At 41.4% G+C, this 16,709-nt stretch carries 14 protein-coding genes; 3 read left to right on the top strand and 11 right to left on the bottom strand.

Going from position 1 to position 16,709, the window contains the following annotated elements; all coding sequences use genetic code 11:
• Positions 1 to 67: 67 nt before the first annotated feature.
• The 10 genes from KO534_RS04740 to KO534_RS04695 form a co-directional block, all read right to left on the bottom strand.
• Positions 68 to 1,282, bottom strand: a complete 1,215-nt coding sequence (locus KO534_RS04740; RefSeq protein ID WP_215927830.1) for an alginate export family protein — start codon at positions 1,280 to 1,282, stop codon at positions 68 to 70.
• A gap of 130 nt (positions 1,283 to 1,412) precedes the next feature.
• Positions 1,413 to 2,270 (bottom strand): ABC transporter ATP-binding protein, encoded by an 858-nt coding sequence (locus KO534_RS04735; RefSeq protein WP_215927828.1) that lies wholly within the window; start codon positions 2,268 to 2,270, stop codon positions 1,413 to 1,415.
• 41 nt (positions 2,271 to 2,311) lie between these two features.
• The gene (locus tag KO534_RS04730) at positions 2,312 to 3,301 is read right to left on the bottom strand and encodes an ABC transporter permease (RefSeq protein WP_215927826.1); all 990 of its coding nucleotides are present in this window, start codon (positions 3,299 to 3,301) and stop codon (positions 2,312 to 2,314) included.
• Between the two features lie 53 nt (positions 3,302 to 3,354).
• Positions 3,355 to 4,695, bottom strand: coding sequence for a CmpA/NrtA family ABC transporter substrate-binding protein (locus KO534_RS04725; RefSeq protein WP_436836574.1), 1,341 nt, complete (start codon positions 4,693 to 4,695; stop codon positions 3,355 to 3,357).
• Positions 4,696 to 5,178: 483 nt separating this feature from the next.
• Complete coding sequence (locus KO534_RS04720; RefSeq protein ID WP_215927822.1) at positions 5,179 to 6,897, bottom strand: bifunctional protein-serine/threonine kinase/phosphatase; 1,719 nt, start codon at positions 6,895 to 6,897, stop codon at positions 5,179 to 5,181.
• A gap of 34 nt (positions 6,898 to 6,931) precedes the next feature.
• On the bottom strand, positions 6,932 to 8,398 hold the full coding sequence (locus tag KO534_RS04715) for a NarK family nitrate/nitrite MFS transporter (RefSeq protein ID WP_215927819.1): 1,467 nt from the start codon (positions 8,396 to 8,398) through the stop codon (positions 6,932 to 6,934).
• A 301-nt stretch (positions 8,399 to 8,699) separates the two neighbouring features.
• Positions 8,700 to 9,809 carry a CmpA/NrtA family ABC transporter substrate-binding protein gene (locus KO534_RS04710; protein ID WP_215927817.1) on the bottom strand — a complete coding sequence of 370 codons (1,110 nt, stop codon included), beginning with the start codon at positions 9,807 to 9,809 and terminating at the stop codon, positions 8,700 to 8,702.
• A 17-nt stretch (positions 9,810 to 9,826) separates the two neighbouring features.
• Positions 9,827 to 10,444: an ANTAR domain-containing response regulator gene (locus tag KO534_RS04705; protein ID WP_252731959.1), complete on the bottom strand. Its 618-nt coding sequence runs from the start codon at positions 10,442 to 10,444 to the stop codon at positions 9,827 to 9,829.
• A gap of 160 nt (positions 10,445 to 10,604) precedes the next feature.
• Positions 10,605 to 11,159: a DUF6942 family protein gene (locus tag KO534_RS04700; RefSeq protein ID WP_215927808.1), complete on the bottom strand. Its 555-nt coding sequence runs from the start codon at positions 11,157 to 11,159 to the stop codon at positions 10,605 to 10,607.
• Between the two features lie 14 nt (positions 11,160 to 11,173).
• Positions 11,174 to 11,581: a DUF2750 domain-containing protein gene (locus KO534_RS04695; protein ID WP_215927806.1), complete on the bottom strand. Its 408-nt coding sequence runs from the start codon at positions 11,579 to 11,581 to the stop codon at positions 11,174 to 11,176.
• A 362-nt stretch (positions 11,582 to 11,943) separates the two neighbouring features.
• Here KO534_RS04695 and KO534_RS04690 point away from each other — a divergent pair, with 362 nt between their 5' ends.
• A complete protein-coding gene (locus KO534_RS04690; RefSeq protein WP_215927804.1) occupies positions 11,944 to 13,641 on the top strand; it encodes a M1 family metallopeptidase in 1,698 nt (565 codons plus the stop codon).
• Positions 13,642 to 13,756: 115 nt separating this feature from the next.
• Here KO534_RS04690 and KO534_RS04685 read toward each other — a convergent pair whose 3' ends face one another.
• Positions 13,757 to 14,296, bottom strand: coding sequence for a GNAT family N-acetyltransferase (locus tag KO534_RS04685; protein WP_215927802.1), 540 nt, complete (start codon positions 14,294 to 14,296; stop codon positions 13,757 to 13,759).
• 71 nt (positions 14,297 to 14,367) lie between these two features.
• Here KO534_RS04685 and KO534_RS04680 point away from each other — a divergent pair, with 71 nt between their 5' ends.
• Complete coding sequence (locus KO534_RS04680) at positions 14,368 to 15,054, top strand: tRNA-uridine aminocarboxypropyltransferase (protein WP_215927800.1); 687 nt, start codon at positions 14,368 to 14,370, stop codon at positions 15,052 to 15,054.
• A gap of 149 nt (positions 15,055 to 15,203) precedes the next feature.
• Entirely contained in the window at positions 15,204 to 16,493 is a 1,290-nt protein-coding gene (locus tag KO534_RS04675) for an O-acetylhomoserine aminocarboxypropyltransferase/cysteine synthase family protein (protein ID WP_215927798.1), read from the top strand.
• Positions 16,494 to 16,709 lie beyond the last annotated feature (216 nt).

Genomic DNA, 16,709 nt, shown 5'->3' with positions numbered 1-16,709 from the left:
CAGGTCTTTATAGAAACTGAGGCCAACATTTTCTCGAATGTTGGCCGTTGCTAACCTATCAATGTAGTTAGAACTTAGCGCCTACCCAAACCCATAGTTTATCAGCGTCCACTTTAATATCACCGGCCGCATATGTAGCATATTTAACACCAGCCACATAGTTTTTACCGAACTTCTTAACATAGGAGACATTAAGCTCACTTCCCAAATCATCAACATCTACTGTAGATTCGTCGGCCTCATAACCATGGTAAGCAACCGCCCAACCTCCGCCAGCTAACTTTCCGGCCAAACTAATATAGGTATCCACTAAACCTTGGGCTGGAGTGGACAAAAATTGATCTGACCAACCGTTAAATTTATGTAGAGTCGCTAAAGGAGTAGAAAAACCAAATACTCCCTCATCAGAGCCCAATACTTCATAACCCAACTTAGTAGTGATGCCACTTAGAACGGCTCCTGCTTCTAACTTTAAATAATCCACATCATAGTCAGTAGTCGCGGTTTCACTGCTTTGTTTAGCATACTCAAACGCATAAACTAGGGTTGTTTCTGCAGCTTTAGTGTTTCCAGAAAAGCTAAATCCAAAGGTGTCTAGTGCATTTTCGGTTTCGTTATCCATTTCAAGCAAATAGCTGTATCCCACCAACTTACCATAGGCAGTGTTGTAAGATACGTTTAGCAAATGATCTTTTGAGTCTATATCCGCTGCTTCAGCAAAAATACGATTGCGCTGAGTGACATAAGCATATTTAATTGATAAATCTTTAACTGGTGCGTAACTCACACTCATTGCATCGAAGGTTTGCCGGTCTTGACGCCAGCCAACGTGTCCGACAAAACGATGGCCATCCATGGTGATAACTTGACGCCCCAATTTAGCCGTTAGTTTATCGTTTTTATACTGGATAAAACCTTGATCTAGTTCTGTGGATTCAGGATCAGCGATAACCGAGTAAATTCCGCTATTATAACCCGCAGGCCCAACGGTAAAATCGCCTTGTCCCATCACGATGCGCGAGTCTTCCATTTCGACAGTTGCAGAAAAACCGTTTACAGTGCCTGAGCGATAACCAAGACGTGTACGTAACGTCAAAGCACTGGCATCTTTGGCAGTATTATCTTGCTCAACACTTTCATATCGCAAGTTAAAGTCACCATAAACATTACCAGTGGTTAAGGCTTCAGTTACCGACTCTGCAAATAGATTTTGACTCACTGTTACACCTAACAACCCCACTGTTAAGGCAAGTTTTAATTTAGATAGTTGTGGTATTCTCATAGTGTTCTCTCTTATTTTTAGGCAATATTTTAGGCACTAGACAGCCAAACGCTTTAGCTAAGCTAAAATCGCGCTGAATAGATCAATTCAGTTAAAAGCGTTTTATAGGTCAATCAGAAACCAGGCTGACTTACGCGGCGTTGCTTCCTTTTGAAGTCAAAGAGAGTGCTGCGTCTTTATCCTTTTTCGTTGATACCACAGATTCTACTTTGCGCTGTTTTTCATACAAAAACTTCAATACTTCATGGCGATAATGGTTATATTGTGGGTTATCTGCTAATTGAATACGGTTTCTGGGCCTAGATAATTCAATAGGTAAAATTTCGCCAATAGTCGCTGCGGGGCCATTGGTCATCATCACTATTCTGTCCGAAAGTAGCACCGCCTCATCTACATCATGAGTGATCATAATCACCGTATTACCCAGTTGCGCATGAATTTCCATAACCGAGTCCTGTAGATGAGCGCGAGTTAACGCATCAAGGGCACCAAAAGGTTCATCCATTAATAATACTTTGGGCTCCATTGCCAACGCCCTAGCAATGCCTACTCGTTGCTTCATGCCACCAGAGATTTCAGCTGGTAGCTTGTCAATTGCATGACTCATGTGCACGAGCTCTAAGTTATGTTCAACCCACTCTTTGATTTCCTGCTTTGAACGACCATTGGGTGTTTGTTTAACCGCAAGTTCAACGTTTTTGTACGCCGATAGCCAAGGTAACAAAGAGTGATTTTGAAATACCACAGCACGTTCAGGTCCTGGTTCATTGACTTCTTCATTATCCAATATCACCCCACCAGTTGTTGACTGGTATAGTCCCGCCACTATATTTAACACTGTGGATTTGCCGCAACCCGAGTGACCGATTAACGAGATAAATTCTCCCTTGTTAATCTTTAGGTTGACGTCTTTTAGAGCGGTAAATGGGCCTCTTGCAGTGGGAAAATCAATTCCAACTTGGGTTAATTCTAAATGATGGCTACTCATAATAATTTCCTCACAATAATTGCTAATAGCTAACCGCTTGTTTAGCGCAACACAGCGCTTTTATCCCAGCTGACTTTCCGCTGTAGCATTAACATTAACCGGTCTAATGCAAAACCAATCACGCCAATAGTCAAGACAGCCACCATAATTCTGGCTAAAGATTCTGAACTACCGTTTTGAAATTCATCCCATACGAATTTTCCTAAACCTGGGTTTTGCGCAAGCATTTCTGCCGCAATCAATACCATCCAACCAATGCCAAGTGATAAACGTAGCCCGGTGAATATTGCAGGTATTGAGGAAGGTAAAACAATCTTGATAACATGTGAAAGCGCATTCAAACGAAGTACTTTACTGACGTTAAGTAGGTCTTGGTCGATGCTCGACACTCCTACGGCAGTGTTAATCAAAGTTGGCCATAAACAACATAATGAAACAGTGACCGCCGATGTAATAAATGACTTAGAAAACATTGGATCATCACTGACGTAAACGGCGCTCACCACCATAGTCACTAGTGGTAACCATGCCAAAGGGGATACGGGCTTAAACAATTGAATTAGCGGGTTGATAGCGGTGTAAGAATTTTTGCTTAGACCACATACTATCCCTAAGGGGATCGCCAAAAATGACGCCACTATAAACCCCACCATTACCGTATATAAACTCGTCCAAATTTGTTGTAGAAAAGTGGGCGCACCAGTAAAGGCTCTAATCTTGGGCTGATAACTCGGATCTTTTGCCAATCGCGCAGCGTTTCGCTCCTCCTGACGTAAGTAAAACTTTTCGGCTTTCTCCATCTGTGCGTTGTGCTCATCTACTAATACCTTTGTCTGCTGCCAAACAGCAGCTGGACCTGGGAAGTTTCCTAAAGAGGTATCAATGTTTTTCGCCATCAAGCTCCACAACCCAAGAAAAATAACAATTCCAACGATAGGTAGTGCAGTAGCACTTAAAAATTGATTCAAAGTAGGCCAATTGACTTGTTTTACTTGACTAAAAATCATAGGGATCGCTTGTTGTTTACTCATGTTCAACGCTCCAGGCTAGATGGGGCGACTCCCCCATCCGCTCACATAACTAATTAAATTTGACTGTCATTTTTAAGACCAATCGCAAACTTTTCTAAGTAAGCGTTTGGTTGACTGCCCTCATAAACGATGTTGTCGATAAAGTGTGTTTGAGGTGGTTTGAATCCGGACTCAGTAGCAAATTCCGGAAAATCAGCGCTTTTAGCTTTGCCTTCAGCGATTAACGCTTTGGCGGCTTGAGCGTATATATCAGGACGATAAACCTGCTTTGCGATATCTTTGTACCAAGAGTCAGGTTTAGGTTCAGCAATCTGCCCCCAGCGACGCATTTGTGTTAAATACCAAATCGCATCGCTGTAGAAGGGGTAAGTTGCGTTATAACGGAAAAATACATTGAAATCAGGTACGTCGCGTTTATCACCTTTTTCGTATTCGAATGTCCCCGTCATACTATTTGCAATCACATCGTAATCAGCACCAACGTACTGGCTTTTAGCTAAAATTTTCACAGCCTCAGGCCGGTTTGCATTGTTATTTTCATCTAACCACATGGCCGCTCTGATCATAGCTTTGACCACACGGATATGGGTGTTAGGGTATTTGTCAGCCCATCCCTTACTAACACCAAATACTTTTTCTGGGTTGTCTTTCCAAATTTCATAATCTGTTACGACCGGTACACCTATCCCTTTGAATACAGCCTGTTGATTCCAAGGCTCACCTACACAATAACCATAGATAGTGCCGGCCTCCATAGTGGAAGGCATTTGCGGTGGCGGAGTGACAGATAACAATGCATCAGCGTCAATTTGGCCACTGGTATCCCCTTTGTGCGGTGCGTAAAATCCAGGGTGAATGCCACCTGCCGCTAGCCAGTAACGTAGTTCATAATTGTGGGTAGACACTGGAAACACCATACCCATTTTGAATGGTTTACCTTTGCTTTTGAAATCATCAACCACTGGTTTAAGGGAGTCGGCTGATATCGGATGAACAGGTTTGCCACTTTCATGAGGGACATGTTTTTTCATTTCCTTCCAAATATCGTTGGAAACCGTAATAGCATTACCATTTAGGTCCATGCTGAACGCAGTGATGATATCTGCTTTAGTACCATAACCAATAGTAGCCCCTAAAGGTTGGCCCGCTAACATATGCGCCCCATCCAACTGGCCGTCAATCACTCTATCGAGTAATACTTTCCAGTTTGCTTGCGCTTCTAGGGTCACATATAACCCTTCATCCTCGAAATAGCCTTTTTCATATGCCACAGCTAGTGGTGCCATATCAGTTAATTTAATGAAACCGAATTTTAACTCTTCCTTTTCAGGCCAACCTAAGTCCTCAGCTGATACTGCTGTCGCAATGACTGCACCTGAGAGTACAGTCGACATCACACCTATTCGGAGTGATTGAATAACTAGTTTTAATGCACTTACTACTTTTAGCTTAGCCATTTGCTACTCCGATTTTTAGCCAAAAAAAAACCCGCAAAGACTCCAGGACACGGAAAGTCTTTGCGGGCTACACTGCCTATTTGTAATTATGCTGCATCGCATAATCACAACTATTTTTTAACGCATGAGGACGTTGAACGCCTCTAATTATTATTTCACAACAATGTGATTGCACACACATAGTCGCTATTACAAAACATTGTTAGCAGCAATGATGCCAACTTTAAAAACACTTTAATATCAATAACTTAAAAATAACTAGAAAATTTATTAAACCACTATTGAGGCAATAAAAGTGCATATTTGCACCGCTGTAGTGCCACTGTCTCAATTAAACAGGATTAATTGCTTAAACATTGACTCTATAGAGGCTGAACGTTGACGTAAATTTTTACCCCTAGCGCCCAGACATTGAACGGCTTAATTGAGAGTAAATATCGCCAACGCAATGAGCAATAGAAACTGCAACACACACAAACCTTGATAAAATAACAAAGGGTTTCTGTGCAATAATGGTTTATTTTGCATACCTTTCAAGATGGCATTACTCGGCCGAGATAGATTTGTTTGCAGTTCTGACAAGGCTGCATATCGCCTTTCAGGGTCGGCTTGTAAGGCTTTGCTTAAAGTTAAGTCAAGCCACTGTGGCAAATCGGCTCGCCATTTGTGTAGCGGTTGATAATGCCATTCTTCATAATGGCTAGGCACATAGTCTTTAAATTTAAAAGCCTTAAAGGGTAAGTGCCCAGTTAACATTTCGTAAATCACCACGGCAACAGAATACATATCACTTCTATGGTTGCAGCCCTGTCCTAATAGATATTCAGGAGCGATATAGTGAGTCGCCCCCAGAGGAACTTGCTCTTCTGGCAACATTTGAGTTTCTGATAATGCTTTTGCTAATACACTGCCAAAATCAATTAGTTTGACCTCGCCTTGACGATCGATCATTACATTTTCTGGTTTCACATCTCTGTGCACCATATCTTTACGCTGTAAAACCCGCAATGCAGTTAATAATTGATTAATGATACTGCGTACTTGGTCCAAAGAAGGTTTAGGGTTATCAAGGATCCATTGGCGCAATGTTTGGCCATCTATATATTCACAAATGTGGTACATAAATTTAGCGTCTTCACTTCGCTTAAAAATGGTCATGACATTATGATGCTTAATGTGTTGACCAACCCATTCTTCGCGCAAAAAACCGCTTAGGTATACAGGATCATCTACAAAGTACTGCGAAGGGGTTTTAAGTCCGTAGATTTTGCCATCTTGTTCGTTTACGACCTTATATAAGCTACTGCGCGTGCCGTTAAACAGCGTTTGCAATACTCTATACCCATCGAGTTTCATCCCCGACTCCAAAGCCGGCGGCATCGCTAGCCTCGTAATTTGCCGGAAATGTTCATCTAAACTCAAATCAGGCAGACAATTTACTGATACCAACAAACAGCTCAGGTTATCATCACTTCCCTCTAGTATTGCTGCGTCAACAATGCTTTTAGCCTTTTGTTCCAAGGAAAGATTCGGCTTTTGAAGAAGTGTAATAATAGATTTTTGGGATATGAATTCATGCACGCCATCAGATGTGAAAATAAACAAATCATCACGCAGCAACTCTATGGTGCAATAATCTACTTCAAGGTGAGGCTCGAGGCCGATTGCTCGTGTCAAAATATTAGTTTGCCCTTGGCGCGACACGTGATCTGTGGTGAGTTGTTCGAGATCATCATTTTGTAATCGACAAATGCGGCTATCACCACTGTGAAAAATAAAGCCTGTCGCCGATTTAAACACCATACCACTGAAAGTAGTAATCATTTGGCTATGTCCGCCATGTTCATAATCATGCTGACCATGACACCAGCGATTTAGACCTTGTAAGACTTTGCTAACCGAACGCTTAACAGTCCAGGTTTGTGGTGTTTGACGGTAATCTTCAATAAAATTAGTAACACAGGTTATTGCGGCTTCTTGGGCACGTGTACACACGCTGACACCGTCAGCAATGGCCGCAATCGCACCTTTTGAATCAATGTTATGATCTCGAGGCATAAAAGCGGCAAAGGCGTCTTGATTTTCAGCTTTTACCCCTTTGCTGGAAAAACCACCAAATTCTACTTCTAGTTTTTCCAATAGTGAATCACCCTAATGTGTTTTGATACAGCAATTAAGTAACGTGAATAAGCTCTACCGTGCCGTCTTCTTTAACTTCAGTAATTGTTCCACTTGGCTCCTGCATAAACAACAAAGTCACAAACCCCAGCACCGCGGTGCTGGCAATAACTAAAAAGAAAGTCGAAGTATCAACTAAAGAATACACGGTCAAATATACTACTGCACCAACATTACCATATGCTCCAGTCATACCAGCGATTTGTCCTGTCAGCCGACGCTTTATCAAAGGTACAGCTGCAAATACTGCTCCCTCCCCAGACTGTACAAAAAACGAACACGACATCACAGCTAATACTGCTAACCAAATCGGCCAATTTGCATCTATAAAACTCAAACACAAATAACCCAGCGCTAACCCAGCAGTTAAGATCAATAACGTTTTTTTGCGACCAAATTTGTCTGACAACAACCCACCTCCGGGACGCGACATCAAATTCATAAAAGCGTACATCCCCGCTAATAAACCAGCAGTGGACATACTCAGTTCAAAGGTTTCGGCAAAAAATGCTGGCAACATTGAGATAACTGCCAGTTCAGATCCAAAAGTGGCAAAGTACAGAATATTAAGCACTGCTACTTGTTTAAACTGGTATTGATGAATTTTTGCTACTGGCGTCACAAATATGTCTTTATTTACTTTGTATGTTGCATAGGCGTCATATAAATACAGCGCCGCTAAACCAAGATAGATGAGCAGCGTAACGGTTTCACTTAGCAAAGAGACGCCTCCTGGAGATAACTTCCAACTCAGCAAGGCCAACGCCAAATACATGGGTGTTTTCATCAATAATAATAGATAAAAATCTTTAACACTGGTGACCTCCATGCCCCCCAAGTTTTTCGGGCGAAAATAGGTGGACCCTTTTGGTGTGTCTGTGGTGTTTTTAAAATAAACCATACTAAAGGCGAGACTCATTAAACCGGTCAGCCCCACGGCGTAACGCCAGCCATTTTCACCACCAAATAACAACGCTATGGTAGGCAAACTAAAAGCGGCTGCCGCAGACCCAAAGTTACCCCAACCGCCATACACTCCTTCTGCCGTTCCTAGTTCTTTAGGCGGAAACCATTCACTTACCATACGAATTCCCACTACAAAACCAGCCCCAATACTGCCTAGGGCAAAACGAGCGATGAGCAACTGCGTAAAATTATCCGCTAACGCAAACATAAAACATGGAATGGAACAGATCGCTAACAAAGTTGAGTAAACTATTCTTGGGCCAAATTTGTCGGTTAAGGCGCCAATAACAACGCGAGCCGGTATGGTCAAAGCCACATTAATAATTAATAGGGTTTTCCACTCACTAAGTGTTAAGCCAACACCATTTACAATAGCTCCCTTAAGTGGAGCCATATTAAACCACACCATAAAGGTTATAAAAAAAGCTATCCAAGAAAGGTGTAGGGTCTTCATTTTGCCTGTAAAAGACAACAAGCTAAATTTATCAACACTCATTCGAATTACTCACTAACAAAAAAATTGTAAAAAAAAACCCATAGTGACTAAGAAAACAAAGTCATTATGGGCTACGTTGCCATGCTGCTAAAATTAATCGCAGCGCTAGATTCAAAGCTTATTATCTAAGCCGATCCAAAATTTATTTTTGGTTAATACTCGCAATCGCGCTGCAAATTATACGCCAAAACATAATCATGTTTATATTCAACACCTTAGATAATTCACCCATAAAATATTGCTATGATTATCCCCCATTGAAGTGCAGCACGCACCACGCTAGTGCCAATACAATAGTCTATTAACCTGAACGTCTGAAAAACTGCACGGCTTGGTCCTCGAGTTTCAAGCGCATTTGTTGATAAATATCAGGCCTAAACACTTGCCTGACAATATCATTAGGTACATCGATATCTTTTAACTGCCCTGCACTTCTCATTTGGCTCATCAACCACTCGCCGCGAATATACTCTGGTACGTTAATTGAGCCATTATTGGTTTTGGAAAACTGATTATATGAAGGGATCGCCCTTGGTGGCATGCTAATATGAGTCAAGCAACTACCAATCAAAGACGGTGCGATAACGTCTACCGTGGCATCTAGATATTGATCCGCACTTAATAAACGAGCAGCCTCAAAACGATTAGGAATGTTTTCTAACCAATTACATGCTTGCTTTAAGGCCGCAGTTAACGCCAAAACCGTATTGGGTTTGGTTTTTTGAAAACTGCCCAACACGCCTAATACTTTTTCGGGACTGTCTTGCCAGATATCAAACGAAGTCAAAGCAGTCAGTCCAATCCCCGCTCTAACGGCCTTAGCGTTCCACGGACCACCAACACAACAGCCATCAATTTCACCGCTTTCTAAAAAGGCCACCATATTCACTGGAGGCACCACCACAATATCCAAGTCGGCTTCAGTGATGTCAGCCGAAGCTAACCAATCTTTAAGTTGATAAAAATGACAACTATAGGGAAAAACGGTCGCAAATTTTAATTTCGGACGGTTCTGTTTTTTTCGAACACTGATTACTTTTTGCAATAAATATGCAGCCAAAGGTAAAGTAACGTGCGCTAGTTGATTTTCTTTCAGAATTTCTTGGTGTAATTTTTCTGACAACGTGATGGCATTGCCATTTAAACTCAACACAAGTGGCGTAATCACGTTGACTTTGGCGCACCCCATTCCCAGAGAACTGGCTAGTGGCATAGGAGCTAACATTTGCGAGGCGTCTAACAAGCCGGCATGTAACTTATCTCTAAGTGTCGCCCAGGAGTTTTGTTTCTGCAATTTGACATTCAAACCCCACTGGCTAAAGAACCCCATTTCTTTGGCCACAATTAATGGCGCTGAGTCTGTTAGAGGAATAAACCCTAAGGTTAAATCTGTTTTTTCAGGTTCGATCATGCTTTTAACCTAATTTATTAAATAGTATTGAGTAATGAGATAAGTGTTTTTGCCACATCTTCTAGTTTTTGCCCGGTGTCCATGGCTGTTTTGCGCATTGCTTTAAACGCATCGTCTTCTGATAAGTTTTTCTTTTTCATTAATAAACGTTTCGCCTGATCAATGAGATTACGTGAAGCCAATTGCTGTTTCGTATCACTTAACTCGTCTTTTAACTTTTGAAATTCACGGAAACGCGCTAAAGCTGCGTCTAAAATGGGTTTAACTCGCTCGGCCTGCAAATCACCAACAACATAAGCGCTGACTCCTGATTCGATATATTGATTAATCGTATCGGTATCTTGTTCACCAGAAAACATCACCACAGGCTTGGGGCTAAAGTGCGAAATCGTTCCTAGGCTTTCTAAGATGTCGCGACTTGGGGACTCAATATCAATCACAATAATATCTGGTTCAAGTTCATCGACTTGTTTTAACAACGAAGAGTCTGGGCTTGCCAAATGACTTATTTTGTATCGCGAATTATCCAAGGCTGAAGTCAGAGATTCAGCTCTTTGGCGATTTTCGTCAATCAACAAAATACGTAACTCTGGTGTCGGGTTACTTTGTTTTTTTGATAAGGCGGTGTGTTGCAAGCTGTCTACCTGAGCGATAAAAAGATTCTTTAATAAAGGTCAGGTAGCAAACCACGCGCCAAATTAAATGCTCATAGTTATCAAGAAGTTAAACTTTAATATGTAAATAAAAAGTACTTCAACAAACCAATCAGGTGCAAATGCACTGCGGTGGTGCTGCTCAGGTAGGGATTTTCCCGCTGTGTAATTGGGTAATTAATTCAACAAGTCGTATTATTTTGATATTAGACAATTGTCGATAGTCAAAGTACGGGCATACCAAGAGTTTGTTGCTTACATCAACAGCGAACTCGCTATCTAACCAATGCAAGGTAGGGGGTAAACCAAGGGATTTCCCGTAGGTTTTACCCATTATGATATGTATGCTTGGGCTATTTTTACCGTTAATTAGGAAGGTTTGTGGCGCTGAAAACACTAAGCTAGTATTTGAAGAGTGTTGCAATAGAAAATTATCGCGAAATACCTGCCAAGTATCAGCGCCATTTAGTGGCACTAAACTTTCAGTATTCAACGCAAATACCAGCTTGGCATATACGTTAAACACTTTACGCCAACCATTACCACAAGCCTGGCCGATCTGCTGTATATCCCCTTTCACGAGAGGTTTAACAGTCGTCACATTAGAATAATCAGCGAAGTCAGGTCGATTAGCGATATACAGTTTTAACTGAGCAGAAGGGTCACCCAGCCCGAACACGCTTGTATTTGATGGCATTTATTTAGATAGGCCTATTTAGGGGCATTGCTCCCAAGCTTTTTTAAATCGTCTTCAATACAATCAATCATTTCTTGGGCCTCAAGCATAATGCCCTCTTCATCGTCTCCCAGAGGAAAAACTAGGATTAACGTTTTGTTTTTTTTCAATCCAGGTAACCAAATATCTAACCACTCTACAAAATCAATGGGTTTTGGCTCACAGTCCGGATATTCATCTTTTACCCAAGATTCGGCGAATTCTTTATGTGGCCAAATAGGAATACAGGCATCTTCATCGGCTTTGAGCATTACCCAGCCACTTTCACCATATAATCCCCATAAGTTTTGTTTTTCAATCATTTGAGTCAATGCATATTCAAAACGTAGCTCAGGCAACATTTTGCTGAGCTCGAGAAAATTCTTTGATGAAATTTCATTCATATCAATATCCTAATTTACATAATAATCGCTATCGGCATAACATTTATGCCTAATGATTCGTGATTTTTTCAACACTACCTACGCGAATTAAACGCGTCAAACAAAGGCAGCTAAAATTTGCCGCACACCATACAGCAACTCACTCACAAGTACCAAAGAGAAAACAGAGATTTATTAACCTAGGTCAAGTTTAATAAATCTCTGACTAGCCAACTCTGGCCCGACTGTCTGTTTGGATTTGGTGCACACTCCTTGGGCTAAAGCATTTCACTAATGTTGTAACACCATAAAAGTTGACGCTGGTGCTTATCATTGAGTCGTGTAAAAATGTCTAGAATTACAAAGATTGGCAGGACTATTTTATGACCCCCAAGAACCACCTTATAAAGACGTTAATATCCACTAGTTTAATTGCTTTAACAGCCTGTAGCAGCATTGCACCACTTGATCCTATTATCGGTGATACGGGTAAACCTTTTTCAGATGTCGCTAATAGCACTGACGTAATTAGTTATGGCTTAGACTTAGAAATATTTCCAAACAACCAAAGTATCGCCGGAATAGGTTACAGCGAGTTTTTAATTACGCAAAACACTACACAAGTAGAATTAAAACTAGACAGCCGATTTGATATTAGTGAAGTGTTAGTTGACGGCACGTCAGCTAGATTTCAGCGCAGCGGCGGGGTTATCACTATTAACTTGGAAAATCCCAAAACGATAGGTGATGTGGTCAATGTTGCGGTGCATTATTCTGGCAAACCCCATGTTGCTTTAAATGCGCCTTGGTCAGGTGGTTTTGTGTGGAGCCAAACAGAGGATGGCACACCTTGGATAGCCACGGCGGTGCAAGGTGAAGGATGCGATTTAATATGGCCTTGCAAAGATCATTTTGGTGATAAAGCTCAAAGCATGGCGATATCTCTAACCGTTCCCAAACCGTTAAGTGCCGTCACTAATGGTGTTTTGCAATCAATCGATTCAGTTGGGACTGATAAACAAAAGTTTAATTGGTTATTATCAGTACCCGCCAGCGACTACAATATTGCATTAAATATTGGTCCATTTACGCGTATTCAGCAATCCTATACTAGCGTCAACGGTCAGGACGTACCTATCGAGTTTTGGGCGTTAAACCAAAACGTTACTAAAGCTGAAACCTTAATCAATGATGATTTAATGCAACAAATTAGCTTTTATGAAGAGTTGCTTGGCCCATACCCATGGGGCGACCAAAAGTTAGGTTTTGTAGAAACTCCCCATCTAGGTATGGAACATCAAACTATAAACGCCTACGGTAAAAACTACGTCAGAGACAAAAATGGATTTGACTGGCTATTACATCATGAACTTGCTCATGAATGGTTTGGTAATCTGATCACCCATGAAGAATTAAATGATGCCTGGTTACATGAAGGTTTTGGTCTATATATGCAACCAGTATACAGCCTATATAAATTTGGGAATGCGGCCTATACCCATACTATGTATCAATCGTATTTAGGCTTAGTGAATTGTCACCCGGTGGTAATGGAAGGAGTCATTACATCCGACCAAGCTTTCAATTCTGATATTTATGGAAAAGGCGGTTGGACCCTACATACACTCAGATGGCTAATTGGAGATGAACTATTTTGGAAAGCCACACGTGAGTTATTATATGGAACAACTGAAACGGCTTCTCTTACCTATCCAATTGCACCTCGATATCGAAATACTCAAGATTTCATTGATATCGTTAACAAAATGACTGGCGAAGATTTTAGCTGGATGTTTGAGGTGTATTTAAAACAGGCGGCATTACCAGAACTCATACAAAGCCGCACAGATACTGAACTAACGCTAACATGGCAAACACCGGACAACTTGGCATTCCCTATGCCTATTACGATATCAATTAATGGAAAAACTGCGATTTACACGACAAATGATGACCAAATAACCGTTTCGGTTAGTCCTAAAGACCACGTCATTATCGATCCAGAAATGAAAGTACTTCGTTATATCCCTATCATTGGATTATGTGAAGAAAACCAGGCAAAACGTAAACAAAAACGTTAAAAATCAACCTTTACACTTTAATTTGGCTCGATATGACTATCAGGTTGTATCAAGTTGTATCAAGCCAATTTTCGTAGGTGTTAACATTCGTAGGGGTTAACAATACTAACGCTTATTAACGTTTATACTCGCTCACCAATAACGAATAAACTGCGTGATCGACATATTTATCATACAGCCACTCACATTGCCTCAAGGTCGCCTCATAGGTAAACCCTAAACGTTCAGGAATTGCTCTACTCTTGAGGTTTTGCTGAGCACAACGAATTTCTATTTTATTGAGCCTATTTTCAATAAAACCATATTCTAATAGTTTTTCAACGACTCGTGTCATCACACCTTTTCCGTTACACGAAGCGCAAAGCCAATAACCGATCGCCCCCCAATTGTGCTGGTAATCAAAATGGTTAAATCCGGCTAAACCGACCAATTCATCGTGATACATAATCGCAAAAGTAGTTGCCTGGTTATGGTTATGTTGATGTACTGCTGTTTCAATAAACGTTTCGGTATCTTCAAAGGTTTTCACTAGGTCCAACCAAGCTAACCACTTTTTAAGATAGGCTCGATTTTTATTAGTTAAGGTGTATAAACGTTCCGCAAACGCAGGGACTAGCAACTCGATGTGAATATTACTATCTACTTGAATTTTCATTCTTTGACTATTTTAAATCTCTAAAAAAGGCGATGATATTACAAGAATAGCTATTTACTCACGGATTTTTTTTGCCTCATATCAACTCAGTACATATTTTACGCAAGCAGCAATTAGCCTTATCAACAAAAGAATTTAGAGCAAGAGGTTACAAGGTAAAACGCTGTGACAAATGTTTGATTCCAGAAGCAAAATGTATTTGTGCGCTGCGCCCATCTATTGCTAGCTCTAGCGCCTTTTGTTTAGTGATGTATAAAAATGAATATTACAAACCAACCAATACTGGAAAACTGATTGCCGATGTACTACCCGATAACTACGCATTTAGATGGGATAGAGTTGCGCCCGATCCTGCTCTACTTGAGTTATTAAACAACCCCAAATATGCACCTATTTTAGTGTTTCCTCAACAATACGCGGCAGCAAAAAGGTGTATCGATTCGCCCAAAGATTCAATCGAAATTCAGCGCGGCAAAATCCCTCTATTTTTGATGTTAGACGGCACCTGGAGAGAGGCGAGCAAAATGTTTAAAAGCCCCTGTTTTGCGACACTACCAGTGTTAGGTATTCAACCTGATAAAGCGTCAAGTTATCAACTTCGTGAAGCCGCACATATACATCAACTCTGCACCGCCGAGGTGGCCGTGGAAGTCTTAAAAATGGCTGATGATGATATTGCCGCGGCTGCCCTTGAGGAATATTTTCGGGAATTTAGAAAAGCTTATATTGCTGGCAAAGCCCATTTAACCTTTGTTTAACGATTAATTATCAATTTTAATAAATGATTAGCTGTATACCTTATTCCAAATAAGCACAATAACCAGTGCGCTTATGTTTGAATTGCCGAGATAATACAAGCTATTGTTGGCGTATTAGATGAATCTATCCAACAAGGAATACCCGTCACATGAAATTAGAATCCTTAGCTTTACACCATGGTTACACCTCAGAAGAAACCACTAAAGCAGCAGCTGTACCGATTTACCAAACGACTTCCTATACCTTCGACGATACTCAGCACGGGGCAGATTTATTTGATCTCAAAGTACCTGGAAATATTTACACGCGGATCATGAACCCCACTACTGCAGTATTAGAAGAGCGGATCGCCGCGATGGAGGGCGGAATTGCAGCACTAGCCGTTGCTTCGGGTATGGCGGCAATTACCTATGCAATTCAATGTATTTGTTCAGTGGGTGACAACATTGTTAGTACCAGCCAATTGTACGGTGGCACCTACAATTTATTTGCACATGCCTTACCTAATCAGGGTATTGAAGCACGTATGATAGCCGCTGACGATTATGCCGCATTCGAAGCGGCCATTGACGAAAATACGAAAGCTATTTTCTGTGAATCAATAGGTAACCCTGCTGGTAATGTGGTTGATTTACAGAAACTCGCAGAAATTGGCGCTAAACATGGGGTTCCACTTATAGTGGATAACACTGTTGCTACACCATTTTTATGCCGACCAATTGAACATGGAGCAGCCATAGTCATTCATTCTCTGACTAAGTACATTGGCGGCCATGGTACCTCGATTGGTGGTGTAATTATTGACTCTGGCAAGTTTGATTGGGTAGCCAACAAAACACGCTTTCCAGTGTTGAATCAACCCGATCCCTCCTATCACGGTGTAGTTTATACTGAGGCGTTAGGAGCTGCGGCCTATATCGGTCGTTGCCGCGTGGCACCGCTGCGTAACACTGGTGCAGCTATTTCACCCACCAACTCTTTCAATATCCTAATGGGATTAGAGACACTAGGTTTAAGAATGCAGCGTCATTGCGAAAACGCTGAAAAACTCGCGGCCTACCTAAATAGTCATAACAAAGTCAGTTGGGTCAATTACGCAGCACTACCCGACAGCCCTTATCAAACTACTTGTCAGAAGATAACCCAAGGCAAAGCATCAGGTATCCTAAGTTTCGGCATTAAAGCCAGTGCTGATTCATCTAGTAAAGTGGCAGGAGGTCAATTCATCGATGCACTGCAAATGATTCTCAGACTTGTTAACATAGGTGATGCTAAATCCCTAGCCTGTCATCCCGCTTCAACCACACATAGGCAGCTTAACCCAGACGAATTAGCCAAAGCCGGCGTAAGTGAAGATCTAGTGAGAATTTCAGTTGGTATTGAGAATATTGACGATATCATTGCTGACGTAAGTCAGGCGCTTGATTCGATAAAGTAGCTTACGATTAATCTATGAAAACGGGGCAAATTGCCCCAATGCTCTTCACTTTGGGTGAACAGCAGATTTTTTTGATGAAACGCCTGTCAGTCTATTTAACATTGGATTCCCGATAAAAGCATTCGGGAATGACAAGGTGGGGTTACCATTATTCCGGCAGTCGTGGGGTTACCGCTATTCCGGCAGTCTTTATTGCCATCCCTAACCTTCGTCTTT

The organism is Paraglaciecola arctica (assembly GCF_018861065.1).
GTDB lineage: Bacteria > Pseudomonadota > Gammaproteobacteria > Enterobacterales > Alteromonadaceae > Paraglaciecola > Paraglaciecola arctica_B.
The sequence above is the reverse complement of the archived record's forward strand: the minus strand, read 5'-3'. Positions and strand labels throughout refer to the sequence as shown.